We start from the raw sequence: 15,745 nt of genomic DNA on the forward strand, positions 1-15,745 counted from the left end.
GTACGGGTCCGGCCGCCGCCTTCGCGGTGGCCGAGCGGCGGCCACGCCGTCGCCGGTCCCCGCAGTGCGCAGCGGACCAGGGCGGCGGCGTGGCCGGTCTGTGCCCCGAAGCGGGGCGGACACGGCAGAAGACAGAGCAGGGCCCGCTCCCACCGGCGGAAACGGCGCGGGAAGCGGCGTGATGAGGGGACGTGGCGATCATGGCCGAGCGGCGTCCGGTGGCCGACCGGCTGCCGGTCTTCCCGTGGGACCGGTTGGCTCCGTACAAGGAGACCGCGGCGGGGCATCCGGACGGCATCGTGGACCTGTCCGTGGGCACCCCGGTGGACCCGGTGCCCGACGGACTGCGCGCGGCGCTGGCCGAGGCCGCCGACGCGCCCGGGTATCCGCAGACCTACGGCACGCGGGCGCTGCGCGAGTCCGTCAGCGGTTGGCTGGAGCGCCGCCACCGGGTACGGGTGGACCCTGATGCCACCCTGCCGACCATCGGCTCCAAGGAGCTGGTGGCCTGGCTGCCCACCCTGCTCGGACTCGGACCGGGCGACACCGTGGTCTTCCCGGAACTGGCCTATCCCACCTACGACGTCGGTGCGCGCCTGGCGGGGGCCACCCCGGTCGCGGCCGACGGACTGGCGCAGCTGGGGCCCGCGCGTCCCGGACTGCTGTGGATCAACTCCCCGGCCAACCCCACCGGCCGGGTCCTCGGCGTGGAGCACCTGCGCAAGGTGGTGGCCTGGGCGCGGGAGCGCGGCGTCGTCGTCGCCTCCGACGAGTGCTACCTGGACCTGGGCTGGGAGGGGGAGCGGCCGCTGTCGATCCTGCACCCCGACGTGTGCGGCGGCTCCCACGAGGGGCTGCTCGCCGTGCACTCCCTGTCGAAGCGCTCCAACCTGGCCGGCTACCGGGCGGGGTTCGTGGCCGGCGACGCCGACCTGGTGCAGCGGCTGCTCGCGGCGCGCAAGCACGCCGGGATGATGGTGCCCGCCCCGGTGCAGGCGGCGATGCGCGCGGCGCTCGACGACGACGCGCACGCGGCGGAGCAGAAGCGGCGCTACGCGGCCCGCCGCACCCTGCTGCGCGACGCGCTGGAGGGCGCGGGCTGGCGCATCACCCACTCGGAGGCCGGCCTGTACCTGTGGGCCAGCCACCCCGAGTACGACGGGTGGGGGTCGGTGCGGCTGCTGGCGGAGCAGGGGATCCTGGTGGCTCCCGGGGAGTTCTACGGCCCCTCGGGCGCCCGGCACGTCCGGGTGGCCTTCACCGCCACCGACGAGCGGGTGGCGGCGGCGGCCAAACGCCTCGCGCAGCTGTGACACCGCGGCCCCGGCAGCAGCTTGCCGGGGCCGCGCGGGTCACCGCAGGACGAGTTCCTCCGAGACCGTCTCCGTGGCCTGCCAGCCCTCCTCGCCGGAGGCGGCGGTCCACTGCCGGTCGAGATAGGTCACCGAGGTGAGGCCGTAGGTGGCGGCGTGGGCGACCGCCCACTGGGCCATCGCCCAGCCGAGGTCGCCGGTCTGGCGCTGCGCGATCGGCACCTCCTCGGGGCCGACGCCGAAGACGCGCCGCATCTCCTCGACGGCCGCGGCCACGTCGGTGTCGCCCGCCTGCTCCTCGGGGAACCAGCAGGTCACCACGGCTCCCTCGGCGCCGGTGAAGGCGTCGGCCATGACCCGGGAGCGGGATTCGTGCTGGTCGTAGGCGAAGCCGTCGGCGCTGCGCTGCACGGCCTGGGCCGCCTCGTAGACCGGCAGGTCCAGGTAGCCCTCGACCTGCACGAGCTCCTCGTAGAACTGGGTGCTGGCGTAGACGGGGTCGATGATCTCCTCGGGGGAGCCCCACTCCATGGAGGGGCGCTGCTGGAACAGGCCCAGTGAGTCGCGGTCGCCGTACTCGATGTTGTAGAACTTCGACTCCTGCCACACCGTCGCGTAGGAGACGACCACGGCGTGCGGGGGGAGGTCCAGGGCGAAGGCCACGCCCGAGACGGTGGCGGCGTTGGCGGCCTGTTCCACCTCCAGCGTGTCGGTGTCCTCCTCGGTGGCGAGCCGGCAGCCCTCCTCGGGGGGCGGTGGGGACAGGTCAAGAGGCTTGATCGAGCGTATGGCGTAGATACCTGCGGCGACCAGCAGACCGCAGGTGAGGGCCAGGACGATCAGGATCTTGACGAACGCGGAAATCCTTCGACGCTTTCTGGGCACGAGCTGACCATATAGATTTCGGATGAAATCCTGCTATGAGACGATAAATTTCCCCGGCGCGACAGGGGTCCGGACGGCGGAGGTCCGGGACGGACGCACGGGTCCGCACCCGCCGCGGCTCAGGGGTTTCCATGGTCGATGGTACGGGTCCGACCGGCGCGGTGGCGGGGGAACACCGTGACCGACACCACGGGGCGCGTCCGGTTTTTCCCGGTCAGGGCGGAACCCAGTAGGCTCCCAGCCATGACCACCTCGTACACCAGTCCGCTGCCCGAGAGCATCGACGAGCTCTGGGAGCGCCGCGCCGAACTCACGCCCGACGACACCGAGGCCCGCGACGTCATCGTGGGCGCGGTCGACCAGATCGACACCGGCAAGGCCCGCGTCGCCCACGTGGACGCCGCCACCGACGAGGTCGTCGTGGACCAGCGCGCCAAGCGCGCGATCCTGCTGAGCTTCCGCGTGCTGGGCATGGAGGAGGCCACGGTGGGCGGCTTCCACTACCACGACCGCATCCCGCTGAAGACCCGCCTGGACGGGGTGCGCGTGGTGCCCGGCGCGATCGCCCGGTGGGGCTCCTACCTCGCGCCCGGCGTGGTGCTGATGCCGTCGTTCACCAACATCGGCGCCTACGTCGACTCCGGCACCATGGTCGACACCTGGGCCACGGTCGGCTCCTGCGCGCAGGTCGGCAAGAACGTGCACCTGTCCGGCGGCGTCGGCGTCGGCGGCGTCCTGGAGCCGCCGCAGGCCTCCCCGGTCGTCATCGAGGACGACGCGTTCCTGGGCTCGCGCAGCATGGTCGTGGAGGGGGCGCGGGTGCGCCGCGGCGCCAAACTCGGCGCGGGCACCATCCTCACCGCCTCCACCCGCGTGTTCGACGCCGAGACCGGTGAGGAACTCAAGCGCGGCGAGGCCCCGGCGTGGTCGGTGTGCGTTACCGCCAACCGGGTCAAGAGCTTCCCCGGCGGCGACTTCGGCATGCCCTGCCTGCTGGTCCTCAAGCGCCTGGAGGAGGGCCAGGAGCACGACAAGCTCGCGCTCAACGACCTGCTCCGCGAGCACGGCGTCAACGCCTGACCGCTCCTCTTCCCGCCGGTCCCGACCGCCTCGCGCGACGGGCCGGGACCGGCGTCCGCCCGCCCCTTCGACCCAGACCGGAAGCGCAGCCATGCTGGATCTCACCGCGGACGTCCGCGACCTCACCGCACGCCTCATCGACATCGAGTCGGTCAGCGGGGCGGAGAAACCCCTCGCCGACGCGGTCGAACAGGCGCTGCGGCCCCTTCCGCACCTGACCGTGCTGCGCGACGGCGACGCGGTGGTGGCCCGCACCGAGCTGGGACGGGAGCGCCGCGTGGTGCTCGCCGGCCACCTCGACACCGTTCCGACCGCCGACAACGTGCCCTCCCGCGTGGTGGACGGCAGGCTCTACGGCTGCGGCGCCTCGGACATGAAGAGCGGGGTGGCGGTGCAGCTCAAGCTGGCCGCGACCGTCACCGAGCCGGTCCACGACCTCACCTTCGTCTTCTACGACTGCGAGGAGGTCGAGGCGGAGCGCAACGGGCTGCGGCGCCTGGCGGCCGGCCACCCCGAGTGGCTGCGCGGGGACTTCGCGGTGCTGCTGGAGCCCACCGGAGGCCAGATCGAGGGCGGCTGCCAGGGCACCATGCGGGTGGAGGTGGCCGCGCGCGGGGTCCGCGCCCACAGCGCCCGGTCCTGGGCCGGCCGCAACGCCATCCACGAGGCCGGACGCATCCTGGACGTGCTGCGCGCCTACACGCCGCGCCGGCCCGAGGTCGACGGCCTGCGGTACCACGAGGGGCTCAACGCGGTCGGCATCACCGGGGGCGTGGCGGGCAACGTCATCCCCGACTCCTGCATCGTCACCGTCAACTACCGGTTCGCCCCCGACCGCACGCCGGAGCAGGCCGAGGCGCACCTGCGGGAGGTGTTCGACGGGTTCGACGTGCGGGTCACCGACGTCGCGGCGGGGGCCCGCCCGGGGCTGGACCATCCCACGGCGGCCGCGTTCGTGGCGACCGTCGGCGCCGGACAGGCCCGTGCCAAGCTCGGCTGGACCGATGTGGCGCGCATGGCCGAGCTGGGCATTCCCGCGGTCAACTACGGCCCCGGCGACCCCATGCTGGCGCACACCAGGGACGAGTGGGTGGACCTGGCGGAGGTCGTCACCGCGGAGCGGCGGATGGCCGCCTGGCTGACCGGAGCGGCCTGACCTGTGCTGATCGGACCGCATCCGGACACCGCAACGTGACCTGGACTTCGGTGCGGGAGAACCTGGAGTGGGTAACGTTGCGACATGACGGATTCTCGATCAGTGGAACGACAGGCAGGCCCCCTCACCTACCGGGGCAAGGAGATTCCCAGGAGCACCACCGACCAGCGGCTGCTGGACCGCCGCGGCCCCACGGACTGGGTGCACACCGACCCCTGGCGGGTGCTCCGCATCCAGTCGGAGTTCGTCGAGGGCTTCGGCATGCTCTCCGAGGTGGGCCGGGCCGTGTGCGTGTTCGGCTCGGCCCGGATCAAGCCCGGAAGCCCCTACTACAAGCTGGGCGAGACCATCGGCGACAAGCTCGTGCAGGCCGGGTACACGGTGATCACCGGCGGCGGGCCGGGGCTGATGGAGGCCGCCAACAAGGGGGCGGCCGAGGCCGGGGGGACCTCGATCGGCCTGGGCATCGAGCTGCCGTTCGAGCAGTCCCTCAACGAGTACGTCAACCTGGGCGTCACCTTCCGGTACTTCTTCGTCCGCAAGACGATGTTCGTGAAGTACTCCCAGGCGTTCGTGGTGCTGCCGGGCGGCTTCGGCACGCTCGACGAGCTGTTCGAGGCGATCACCCTGGTGCAGACCGGCAAGGTCACCCGCTTCCCGGTGATCCTGGTGGGCACGGACTTCTGGGGCGGCCTGGTGGAGTGGATCCACGAGCGGCTGCTCGCCGAGGGGATGATCTCCCCGCACGACCCCGACCTGTTCTGCCTCACCGACGACCCCGACGAGGTCGTCGAGACCATCCGGCAGGCGCACGCCGAGTGGGCGCGGGCGCTGGAGGAGGAAGAGGCGGTGGCGGAACTGGAGGAGGCGCTGCACGAGGCCGAGAGCGCCTGACCGGCCGACCGCGCGCCCTCCCCTCCGGGGGAGCGGATATGGCACGATCGACACTGTGATAGCCATCCTGATCCTGACGGCACTGGCCGCCTTCGCGGTGCTCGTCGCCGTGGCGGCGCTGGTCATGGGGTACGGCGGGCAACTGGCGCGGTTCGAGGCCGACCACCCCCCGCTCGCCCTGCCCACGGACCGTCCGGTGACCGGCCGCGACGTGGCGCGGATCCGGCTTCCCCTGGCGCTGTGGGGGTACCACGTGCGCGCCGTGGACGAGGTGCTGGACCGGATGGCCACCGACATCGAGGAGCGCGACGCGCGCATCGCCCAACTTGAGGCGAGGCTGGGGGGCCACATCTCCTTCCCGGAGCGGCCGCGGGTGTGGTACCCGCGTTCCCCCCGGGAGGCCTCCGCCGAGGAGGAGGGGCGGCAGACCCCTGATCCCGAGGAGTCCGACGCCGACCCCTGGCCGGTCCCGGAGCACGGCGCCGAGTACGCCGAGGGGCACCACGGGGTCGGGGGTGGCCGGCGGTGAGCGCAGGCGACCCGCCCCGGCCCGCGGCCGGGGCGGACGTTCCCGAGGGCGCGGCCCGCAGCGGAGCGGACGGGCTGCGCCGCTGCCCGTGGGCGCTGGGCGCCGCGGATCTGACCCGCTACCACGACCTGGAGTGGGGGGTCGCGGTCCGCGACGACCGGGGCCTGTTCGAACGGATCAGCCTGGAGGCGTTCCAGGCCGGGCTGTCGTGGCTGACCGTGCTGCGCAAACGTGCGGCGCTGCGGGAGGTCTTCCGCGGCTTCGACCTCCCGGAGGTGGCCGCCTTCACCGAACGGGACGTCGCACGGCTGCTCGCCGACGCGCGGATCATCCGCAGCCGCGCCAAGATCGAGGCGGTGGTCGGCAACGCCCGCGCCGCCCTGGAGCTGCCGGAAGGGCTGGCGGAGTTCGTGTGGCGGTACGCGCCCGCCGTCGCGCCGCCCGCGCCGAGAACCGCCGCCGAGGTCCCCGCGTTCACCCCGGAGAGCACGGCCCTGGCCGGGGCGCTGAAGCGGCGCGGTTTCCGCTTCGTCGGCCCGACCACCGCCTACGCGATGATGGAGGCGGTGGGCATGGTCGACGACCATCTGGCGGACTGCCACCGCCGGGGCGTCGCCGCGGCGGTGGACGGTCCCGCCGCTGGTGCGCTGCGCTGAGCAGCGCCGCCGTACGGGAGTAGACCTCGACCACCCTGCCGTGTGGCTTTCGTCACAGTATTGGACGGCGTGGGGGTGGTTCGCGTGGCTTATCCTGATTCGCTGTATCGCGAACGGCCCTTCAGCGCACGTTCGCACCGTTGGAGGAAGCGATGATCGATTCGCGCCGGAGTCCTCGCCCCGAACCGCCCCCCAGGAAACAGCGGTGACCGCGCCCCCCGACTCGGAGCGGAGCGCCCGCCCCGCGGCCTCCCCGATCCGGGAGATGTCGCTGTGGCCCCCGCCGCGGTCCACCCGGCACAGCAGCCGACGGGGCAGGCTGCCGCTCGTCTTCGGCGCGGCCGCGGTGGCGCTGGCCGCCGTGGCCGGCGGCGTGCTCTGGGCGCTGCGCCCCGAGCCGGAGCAGGCCGCCGTCACCGACGGCATCCCCGAGAGCTACGCGGGAAGCTGGAGCGGGGAGATGGCCCAGCGCGACGAGAACGGCGAACCGGTCGCCGAATGGGTGGTCCGCCTCAAACTCGACGAGGGGACCGACCGGGGCAGCGCGGAGCTGATCCCCCTCGACTGCCGGGGCAGCATCGTCCTGACCGAGCAGACCGACCGCTCCCTGGTGTTCGAGTACGCGGAGACCTACGACCCCGAGGACCGCTGCATCGACGAGAGCGTCCTGACCCTGCGCCAACGCATCCCGGGGGCCCTGGAGGCCGAGTGGGAGGGGACCTCGCGCGAGGGGACCGTGATGACCTCCACGGGTACCCTCAAGTAGGTTCGTCCCATGCCCGCCGCGCACCCAGGAGTACGGCGGCGGGCCCACACGACCGGGAGGACCGATGGCCGATCCGGCCCCCTTGATCGACACCGACCCCACCCGAATCGGGGAGTACACGCTGCTCGGGAGGCTCGGGAAGGGAGGTCAGGGAGTCGTGTACCTCGGAAGCGGCCCCGACGGGACCCGGGTGGCGGTCAAGACGCTGCACGCCGACGCCCTCGACCTGCCCGGCCTGCGCGCCCAGCTCGCCGAGGAGGTCGAGATGGCCCGCCGGGTCGCGCGGTTCTGCACCGCGCAGGTGCTCGCCGCCGACCTGGAGTCCGACCCGCCCTACGTGGTCAGCGAGTACGTGGAGGGCCGGACGCTGCAGGCCGTGGTCCGCCAGGAGGGACCACTGGGCGGAGCCTCCCTGGAACGGCTCGCGGTCGGCACCCTCACCGCGCTGGCCGCCATCCACCAGGCCGGAATCGTGCACCGCGACTTCAAACCGGGCAACGTGCTGATGGCGCCGGGCGGGCCCCGGGTGATCGACTTCGGCATCGCCCGGGCGCTGGAAGGCACGGCGATCCTGACCAGCAGGATCGCCGGGACGCCGGCCTACATGGCCCCCGAGCAGATCACCGGCGGCCCGCTGGGACCCGCCGTCGACATGTTCGCCTGGGGCGCCACCATCGTCTACGCGGCCAACGGGCGCGGCCCGTTCGGGCACGACTCGCTGAAAGCCGTGGTCAACCGGGTGATCAGCGAGGAGCCGGACCTCGGGGAGCTGGGCGGGCCGCTGCGGGAGATCGCCGAGCGCTGCCTGGACAAGGACGCGGCCCAGCGCCCCACCGCGGCCGAGACGCTGATGCTGGTCCTCGGGGTCGAGGAGGAGCCGCCGCCCGAGGAGCCCGCCACCGGCACGGCCGTGCCGGTGGCCCACCAGACCCTCGTGGCCGGCGCGATCGCCGCCGCCGACACCGGGGAGCAGGAGAGCGCGGCGGCCGAGCTCTACCGCTCCTACCCGCCGGTGCACCCCTCCCCGGCCGCCGGAAGGCCCGTGGGACCGCCGCCCGCGCCGCCGGGGCACCCGCGGCTCCCGTACTCCACCGGACCGCAGCCGCCCCAGCACCCGACCGGGCCGCAGCGGGCCGGATACCCGTATCCGACCGGCCCGCAGCAGCCCGGGTATCCGACGCTCCAGCCCCCGGGCACGGTCCCGCCCTCCGCGCAGCCGAGCGGCCCCTACCCGCCCGTCCAGCCCTGGACGCCGGCCCCCGGGCCGCCGACGCCCCCGGGCTACCCCCCGGCGCCGCAGCAGCCGCACTATCCCGACCATCCCGGGCAGCTGCCCTACCCGCAGCAGCCCGAGGGCACCGGCACCGGCATGGTGATCGGCATCGTCGCCGTCGCCGTCGTGGTGGGGGTGCTCCTCTTCATCCTGGTGTTCCTGGCGATCGGCAACCTCGGCTGAGGCGCCGGCCGCGGCGCCCGGTCAGCGCCCCCGGAAGGTCGGCCGCTGCTTCTCCAGGAAGGCCAGGGTGGCGTTCAGGTGGTCGGCGGTCTCGACGCACTGGTCCTGGAGGTTGGCCTCGATGTCCAGCGCTCCCGGCAGGTCCAGCGCCGCGCCGAACGCCACCTCCGCCTTGATCGCGGAGTAGGCCACGGTCGGCCCGGAGGCCAGCCGTTCGGCGAACTCCCGAGCGGTGCGCTCCAGGTCCTCCGGTTCGACCACCCGGGTGACCAGGCCGATCTCCAGCGCCCGGTCCGCCGTGACCGGTTCGCCCAGCAGGAGCATCTCCATGGCCCGCGCCTGCCCGACCAGGCGCGGCAGCGTCCACGAGGTCCCCGAGTCCGCGCCCAGGCCCACGTTGGCGAAGGCCGTCAGGAAGGACGCCCGGGTGGAGGCGATCCGCAGGTCGGCGGCGAACGCCAGGCCCGCGCCCGCGCCCGCGGCCACGCCGTTGACCGCGGCGACGATCGGTTTGGGCATCCGGGTCATCGTCAACACAATGGGGTTGTAGTACCTGCGCACGGTGTCCCCGAGGCCCTCGTTCTCACTGAGCCGCCGACCGTGCTCGTCCAGGTCCTGTCCGGCGCAGAACGCTCGTCCCGCACCGGTGAGCAGGACCGCCCGGACCGCGGCGTCGGCGCGGGCCCGCTCCAGGCACTCCAACAGCTGCTCCTTGGCCTCGACGGTGAGCGCGTTCAGCGACTCCGGCCGGTTCAGCGTGATGGTGGCGACCCCGTCGGAAGTCCCGTAACGGACGCTTTCTTTGTCGGACATGAACACTCCCTGCTGCGGTGGGTCCGGAAATCACGAGGTGCGGTCCGCGTCTGGGACCGTCCCGCCTGGTGGGGGCCAGGGAGCCAACGGGGCCGGAGAAGTCCTCGGACAGCGGGGCTACCACAGTAACCGTCGTGCGATCTTCGGGTTTCGTTCGGTTCGCGGGCTCCCGGTCGTTTCCAACCAGGGGCCAAAACCGAGATAATGACAGATCAGTGATTCGTTCACTGAGTCACGCGGATTCGGCCCGCTCCGCACTCCGGACTCGTCGCGGCGATCCGGGACGCCGATGGACCGACTCACACACACGCGCGACCATCGTCTAGGAAAGGGGATACGGCATGGCGGCGATGAAGCCGAGGACCGGAGATGGACCGTTGGAGGTCACCAAGGAGGGTCGCGGCATCATCATGCGGGTTCCGCTGGAGGGCGGTGGGCGTCTGGTGGTCGAGTTGACCCCGGCGGAGGCCGGTGAACTCGCCAACGCACTCAACGAAGTCGTCGGTTAACGACCGGTCCCACCATTGTCCCAGCGTGCTGCCGGGCAACCGGACCTGCGCGGCCTCCGCCCCCACCTCAGGAGCCGGCGCGGGCGTCCGTCCCGGCCACGCGATACCCGAGTCCACGAAGATTGGGAGTGTCCGTGCCTCTCGCAACGGAGATCCACCCGGTCGAAGGCGTCCTCGCCGACTCCACGGCTGACCGTCTCGCGCTCGTCGTCCGCACCGGAGCGGACGGGCCGCGGCCCGTCGTGGACGGGGCGGGGCTGAGCCCGACCGATCTCGACGCCCGACTCCCCGCCCCGGTGGCGCAGCTGTTCGACACCTACGACTTCAGCGGGAGACCGGGGCAGGTCGTCGAGTTCCCGGTGGATCTCGGCAGGGGGCTGGTCCGCCTGTCCTTCCTCGGGATCGGCGACGCCGCACCCGAGGAGATGCGCAGGGCGGGGGCGGCGTTCGCGCGTTCGGTCAGGGGAGGCACCCGGGCGGCGGTCAACGCCGCCACGGCGGAGCACGACCCGGCCGCGCTGACCGCGTTCGTGGAGGGGGCGCTGCTGGCCTCCTACACGTTCACCCTGACCGAGACGGCCAAGGGCGCCGCGCCCGCGGCACGGATCGACCTGACCGGTTCGGCAGCGGGGGAGGCCGCCGAACCGGTCAGGCGCGGCACGCTCCTGGCCCGGGCCACCGCCACGGCCCGGGACCTGATCAACACGCCCGCCGCGGAGAAGAGCCCCGCCTGGCTCGCGACCCGGGCCGAGGAGATCGGCGGGGAGGCGGGCCTGTCCGTCCGGATCCGGAACGAGGCCGCCCTGGAACACGAGGGGTTCGGCGCGATCCTGGCGGTCGGCCAGGGGGCGGCCCGGCCGCCGCGGCTGGTCGAGCTCTCCTACCGTCCGGAGAACGCCACGGGGCACGTGGTGCTGGTCGGCAAGGGCATCACCTTCGACACCGGCGGACTGTCGTTGAAGCCCAACGACAACATGAAGCTCATGAAGACCGACATGAGCGGCGCCGGAATCGTCCTGGCCGTGCTCGCGGCCCTGCGCGACCTGGGGGTGCGGACCGCGGTCACCGGGCTGATGGCGATCGCGGAGAACGCCTTCTCCGGCAGCTCCACCCGGCCGGGCGACGTGCTGACCACCTACAGCGGCCGCACGGTCGAGGTGCTCAACACCGACGCCGAGGGACGTCTCGTGCTCGCCGACGCGATCGGCTACGCCGTGGCCGAACTGGCGCCGGACGTCCTGGTGGACGTGGCCACGCTCACCGGCGCGGCCAAGGTCGCGCTGGGCACCGGGATCGGCGCGCTGTTCGCCACCGACGACGACCTGGCCGCCGCCCTCCTCGACGCGGGCGAACGGTCGGGCGAGGCGCTGTGGCGGCTGCCGCTGCAGGAGGAGTACCGCGACACGCTCGACTCGCCGGTCGCCGACCTCGCCAACATCGGCGTCAAGACCGACTACGGCCACCCCGGAGCCACCGAGGCCGCGCTGTTCCTGCGCGAGTTCGTCGGCTCCGTGCCCTGGGCGCACCTGGACATCGCCGGACCGGGGCGGTCGACGAGCGAGGAGGGCGTGCTCAGCAAGGGCGGCACCGCGTTCAGCACCCGCCTGCTGCTGCGCTGGCTGGCCGAGCGGTAGCCCCACCCGGCGGCGGGGCGCGCACGCGCCCCGCGCGGTCCGCCCGGACCGGTCCGGAAAGCCGCTGGTGCGCGGGGTGTGGAACTTAATCGCCCGCCGCGGTGTTAGAAAGGCAGAAAGGTTGACCACGCCCCGGCTCTGCCGCGTGGACCGAGCGCCGAACGAAGGGAGCGCCAGTGGCAGATCCCGTTTCTGCCGCCGACTTCGGCCATTGGGAGCCGCCCAGTTGGGAAGAGGTCGTCCGCACCCACTCGGCCAGGGTCTACCGGCTCGCCTATCGGCTGACCGGTAACCAGCACGACGCCGAGGACCTCACCCAGGAGGTCTTCATCAGGGTCTTCCGGTCGCTGGCCAACTACACGCCCGGCACCTTCGAGGGGTGGCTGCACCGCATCACCACCAACCTGTTCCTCGACATGGCGCGCCGCCGCGCCCGGATCCGCTTCGAGGGACTGGCCGAGTCCGCCGACGACCGCCTCGAAGGCCGCGAGCCCTCCCCGGCGCAGGCCTACGACGACCGCCACTTCGACGCCGACGTGCAGGCCGCGCTCGACGCCCTGCCTCCCGAATTCCGCGCCGCCGTGGTGCTGTGCGACATCGAGGGCCTCTCCTACGAGGAGATCGCGGCCACCCTGGGAGTGAAGCTGGGCACGGTGCGCAGCCGCATCCACCGCGGCAGGGCCCAGTTGCGCGCCGCGCTGGAACACCGCCGGCTGGCCGCCGAACGAGCGGGGGAGGTCACGGAAGCATGAGCCACCTGGAGGAGCGGCTGTCCGCCTTCGTCGACGGCGAACTGGGCCACAGCGACCGGGAACGGGTCCTCAGCCACCTGGCCGGATGCGAGACCTGCCGGTTCGAGGCCGAGATGCTGCGCCGCATCAAGCAGCGGCTGTGCGCCCTGGGCACCCCGGAGCCCGCCCCCGACTTCCTCGGCCGGCTGCTCTCCCCACCCGGCGACACCTTCCCCGGCGGCCCCCCGAACAGCGGAGGATTCGGAACGACCCCTCCGCTGGGCTCGGGCCGCCCCCTCGGCGGCGCGCCCGCCCGCCTGGCGGAGCCGCGCCCCGCCCCGCCCCGCGGACTCTCCCGGTTCCGTCCGGAATGGGGACGGGCCCGCTACGCGGTGGCCGGCGTCTCGATCGTGGCGGTCACCCTGGGGACGGCCTTCGTCGCCGGAGGGGAACGCGCGGAGCAGCCCGTGGTCACCCCGGCGCTCACCGACTACGCGATCGAGCACGCGGCCGTGTCCGGGCAGACCCCGCTGGGCGACCCCGTCACGGTTCCGGTGGTCGCACCGACGTCCCCGCAGGGCACGGCGGTCCGGGGCGTGCAACCGGTCAACAGCGACGCGACACGGCCGGACACCTCCAGTCACCGGTGAGCGGGGGCCGTGACGGGGCCGGACCCCGGTGGCCCGCGACGGCCTCGGCGGCCGTGCTGTGCCTGCTGCTGTGCCTCGTCGCCGTCACCGCGGCCGCGGACTCGCCCGGCTTCCGGCCCGCCGAACGACGCGGTGGAGACGGGATGGAGATCCTGCGCCGCGCGGCGGAGAACAGCGTCCGGCTCCACTACCAGGGGGTGCGCTCGGTGTCCTGGGTGGACAGCGCGGGCCGCACCGGGACGGCCCGACTGGACGTCCTGCACCGGCCGGGGGTGGGGCTGCTGGTCAGTCCGCTCCACGGAACCGCCGGGGGCGCCGACGTCCTGGTCGGCGCGGGGTCCTGGGAGGAGACCGGCGAGGAGGTGCTCGCGGTGCTGGAGGCCAACTTCTGGGTGCACGCCGACGGGGCGGCGACGGTCGGGGGACGCCCCGCGCTGCGGGTCGTCGTCCACCGCGACAGCGGGCAGGTCGCGGCCCGTTTCTGGGTCGACGAGCGGACCGGGCTGCTGCTGCGCCGGGAGGTGTACGACATCACCGGGGAAGTGGCCCAGACCAGCGTCTTCGAGTCGGTCCGGTTCGGAGCCGACGCGGTCGCCGACACCGGTGAGACGGCACGGCCCGACGTGGTGAGCCGACCCTGGGGGGACCGGCTCGACCCGCACGAGCTGGCCCTGCTGCGCGACGAGGGCTGGACCCTGCCCGAACAGCTGTTCTGGGGGTTCGTACTGGTCGAGGCGCGTTCCACGGGCAGCGGGAACGACCGGGTCACCCACCTGACCTACTCCGACGGGATCAGCGTGATCTCGGTGTTCACCCAGCGCGGCAGCCTGGGCGGCGGTGCGGTCGCCGGACTGCGCGAGGCCGAATGGGACGGCGCGCCCGTCCACGTCGCCGACGAGGGCGGTCAGCACCAGCGGATGTGGGAGGCGGACGGGTTCGTCCACACCGTGCTCGCCGACGCCCCCGCGGGGATCGTGTCCGACGCCCTGGAGGCGCTGCCCCCGCCGGACGGCGCCGGCTTCTGGGCGAGGATCGGCAGAGGACTGGAGCGGATGGGAACCTGGCTGGGGTAGTGCGCGTCCCAGCGGGGGAGGTGCGGGCAGACGGGCGCTCCGGCCCCGTCGGACCCCGTTAACCGACGTTTATGTGGTGCGCGCCAGGATGGATCGGGCAGCGACAGACGGAGAGCAGATGACCGACGAAACCGGACGCCGCGACCTCGGGGGAGAAGCGGAGGACCCGGTGGGTGGCCCGGCGCGGCAGCCCGAGCCGCACTCGGGACCGTCGCCGGCCCTCGGAGGGCACCTCCCGTCCTCCGGACCGGGCGGGGAACCTCAGGAACCGTCCCGGTCCGCCGAACCGGACCAGTCCGCCGCGCCCTGGGGGCCCGCCCCCGAGACGGGAGCGGCGGGACCCCACCCGCCCGTCCAGACCTGGGGGCCCACTCCCGTCTCGGCGGGCGGGCCCGGGCCGTGGCAGCCCCCGTACGGGCCGCCCACCGGGCCGTGGCCCGCCGCGGCGACGCCCCACGGCTCCCACGCGTCGGCGCCGCGGCACCGCAGCGGCGGCCTCCCCCTGTGGGCGGTGCTGCTCGTCGTCGCGGTCGTGGCGGCGGTGTCGGCCGGGGTGGGCGGCGTGGTGGGGGCCTCCCTGACCGGGGAGGACGCCCCGACGCCGCAGGGCGCCAACGCGTTGAACAACGACGTGCCCAGCGACGTGCCCAGCCGCGCCCCCGACACCATCGCCGGGGTCGCGCAGCGGGTCAGCCCGAGCGTGGTGTCCATCCGCAGTACCAGCCCGCAGCTCAGCGGCAACGGTTCCGGGTTCGTCATCGAGGACGACTACGTGGTCACCAACAACCACGTCGTCGACGCGGTGGAACAGGGCGGAATCGAGGTCGTCTACAGCGACGGCCACGTCAGCCGGGCCGAGGTGGTGGGCGCGGCCGCCTCCTCCGACCTGGCGGTCCTGCGCCTGATGGACCCGCTGGACGTGGAGCCGTTGGAGTTCGGCGACTCCGACGAGGTGACCGTCGGGGACACCGTCATCGCGATCGGCGCGCCGCTCGGCCTGGAGGGCACCGTCACCTCGGGAATCGTCAGCGCCCTGAACCGTCCCGTCACGGTCGGCGAGGGCGGTCAGGAGGCCTACATCAGCGCGATCCAGACCGACGCAGCCATCAACCCCGGGAACTCGGGGGGACCGCTCGTCAACGAGCAGGGCATGGTGATCGGGGTCAACTCGGCGATCGCCACCATGGGCGGAGCGTTCGGGGAGCAGAGCGGCAGCATCGGCCTGGGGTTCGCGATCCCGTCCAACCAGACCTCGCGGGTGGTGGAGCAGCTCATCGAGACCGGTGAGGCGCCGCACGCGGTCATCGGCGCGGTCCTGGACCTGCGGTACCCGGAGCAGGGTGCGCTGATCATGGAGCCGCGGGAGGGGCGGGACGAGGAGACCGTGGTGCGGGGAGGGCCGGCCGACCAGGCGGGGCTGCGCCCCGGCGACGTCATCGTGGAGTTCGACGACACCCCGGTCCGGGACGCCAACCAGCTCGTCACCCTGATCCACACCAAGGCCCCCGGGGACCGGGTGCACATCCGCTACGTCCGCGACGGGGAGGAGCGCACCACGGTCATGACCCTGGGGTCGTCCAACAGCTGAGGCCGCCCACGC

At 73.3% G+C, this 15,745-nt stretch carries 16 protein-coding genes; 14 read left to right on the plus strand and 2 right to left on the minus strand.

Translation table 11 applies throughout. From position 1 onward, the window contains the following. Positions 1–200: 200 nt before the first annotated feature. Positions 201–1,313 (plus strand): succinyldiaminopimelate transaminase, encoded by a 1,113-nt coding sequence (gene dapC / locus FOF52_RS20430; protein ID WP_248593952.1) that lies wholly within the window; start codon positions 201–203, stop codon positions 1,311–1,313. Between the two features lie 39 nt (positions 1,314–1,352). Here dapC and FOF52_RS20435 read toward each other — a convergent pair whose 3' ends face one another. Continuing rightward, on the minus strand, positions 1,353–2,198 hold the full coding sequence (locus FOF52_RS20435; protein ID WP_248591512.1) for a hypothetical protein: 846 nt from the start codon (positions 2,196–2,198) through the stop codon (positions 1,353–1,355). Between the two features lie 243 nt (positions 2,199–2,441). On the opposite strand from FOF52_RS20435, the gene FOF52_RS20440 reads away from it, so the two are divergent. The 7 genes from FOF52_RS20440 (at position 2,442) to FOF52_RS20470 (ending at position 8,735) form a co-directional block, all read left to right on the plus strand. Continuing rightward, positions 2,442–3,278, plus strand: a complete 837-nt coding sequence (locus FOF52_RS20440) for a 2,3,4,5-tetrahydropyridine-2,6-dicarboxylate N-succinyltransferase (protein WP_248591513.1) — start codon at positions 2,442–2,444, stop codon at positions 3,276–3,278. A 91-nt stretch (positions 3,279–3,369) separates the two neighbouring features. Continuing rightward, positions 3,370–4,434, plus strand: a complete 1,065-nt coding sequence (dapE, locus tag FOF52_RS20445; RefSeq protein ID WP_248591514.1) for a succinyl-diaminopimelate desuccinylase — start codon at positions 3,370–3,372, stop codon at positions 4,432–4,434. Between the two features lie 84 nt (positions 4,435–4,518). Next, positions 4,519–5,328, plus strand: coding sequence for an LOG family protein (locus tag FOF52_RS20450; RefSeq protein ID WP_248591515.1), 810 nt, complete (start codon positions 4,519–4,521; stop codon positions 5,326–5,328). A gap of 55 nt (positions 5,329–5,383) precedes the next feature. Continuing rightward, the gene (locus tag FOF52_RS20455) at positions 5,384–5,857 is read left to right on the plus strand and encodes a hypothetical protein (RefSeq protein WP_248591516.1); all 474 of its coding nucleotides are present in this window, start codon (positions 5,384–5,386) and stop codon (positions 5,855–5,857) included. Further along, a complete protein-coding gene (locus tag FOF52_RS20460) occupies positions 5,854–6,513 on the plus strand; it encodes a DNA-3-methyladenine glycosylase I (protein WP_282573777.1) in 660 nt (219 codons plus the stop codon). The genes FOF52_RS20455 and FOF52_RS20460 overlap by 4 nt, the downstream gene beginning before the upstream one ends. A gap of 205 nt (positions 6,514–6,718) precedes the next feature. After that, positions 6,719–7,279, plus strand: a complete 561-nt coding sequence (locus tag FOF52_RS20465; RefSeq protein WP_248591517.1) for a hypothetical protein — start codon at positions 6,719–6,721, stop codon at positions 7,277–7,279. Positions 7,280–7,343: 64 nt separating this feature from the next. Continuing rightward, the gene (locus tag FOF52_RS20470) at positions 7,344–8,735 is read left to right on the plus strand and encodes a serine/threonine-protein kinase (RefSeq protein WP_248591518.1); all 1,392 of its coding nucleotides are present in this window, start codon (positions 7,344–7,346) and stop codon (positions 8,733–8,735) included. 21 nt (positions 8,736–8,756) lie between these two features. On the opposite strand, the gene FOF52_RS20475 is transcribed toward FOF52_RS20470, so the two are convergent. After that, complete coding sequence (locus FOF52_RS20475; protein ID WP_248591519.1) at positions 8,757–9,548, minus strand: enoyl-CoA hydratase-related protein; 792 nt, start codon at positions 9,546–9,548, stop codon at positions 8,757–8,759. A gap of 341 nt (positions 9,549–9,889) precedes the next feature. Here FOF52_RS20475 and FOF52_RS20480 point away from each other — a divergent pair, with 341 nt between their 5' ends. From FOF52_RS20480 to FOF52_RS20505, 6 genes are all read left to right on the plus strand, one after another. After that, a complete protein-coding gene (locus FOF52_RS20480; RefSeq protein ID WP_248591520.1) occupies positions 9,890–10,057 on the plus strand; it encodes a DUF3117 domain-containing protein in 168 nt (55 codons plus the stop codon). Positions 10,058–10,191: 134 nt separating this feature from the next. Continuing rightward, positions 10,192–11,691, plus strand: a complete 1,500-nt coding sequence (locus tag FOF52_RS20485) for a leucyl aminopeptidase (protein ID WP_248591521.1) — start codon at positions 10,192–10,194, stop codon at positions 11,689–11,691. Between the two features lie 176 nt (positions 11,692–11,867). After that, positions 11,868–12,443 carry an RNA polymerase sigma factor SigE gene (sigE, locus tag FOF52_RS20490; RefSeq protein ID WP_248591522.1) on the plus strand — a complete coding sequence of 192 codons (576 nt, stop codon included), beginning with the start codon at positions 11,868–11,870 and terminating at the stop codon, positions 12,441–12,443. Continuing rightward, positions 12,440–13,072, plus strand: a complete 633-nt coding sequence (locus FOF52_RS20495) for an anti-sigma factor family protein (RefSeq protein ID WP_248591523.1) — start codon at positions 12,440–12,442, stop codon at positions 13,070–13,072. The genes sigE and FOF52_RS20495 overlap by 4 nt, the downstream gene beginning before the upstream one ends. Next, a complete protein-coding gene (locus FOF52_RS20500; RefSeq protein WP_248591524.1) occupies positions 13,069–14,145 on the plus strand; it encodes a sigma-E factor regulatory protein RseB domain-containing protein in 1,077 nt (358 codons plus the stop codon). The genes FOF52_RS20495 and FOF52_RS20500 overlap by 4 nt, the downstream gene beginning before the upstream one ends. A 118-nt stretch (positions 14,146–14,263) precedes the next feature. After that, positions 14,264–15,733 (plus strand): trypsin-like peptidase domain-containing protein, encoded by a 1,470-nt coding sequence (locus tag FOF52_RS20505; protein WP_248591525.1) that lies wholly within the window; start codon positions 14,264–14,266, stop codon positions 15,731–15,733. Positions 15,734–15,745: the final 12 nt, after the last annotated feature.

This window comes from Thermobifida alba (assembly GCF_023208015.1).
Lineage (GTDB): Bacteria > Actinomycetota > Actinomycetes > Streptosporangiales > Streptosporangiaceae > Thermobifida > Thermobifida alba.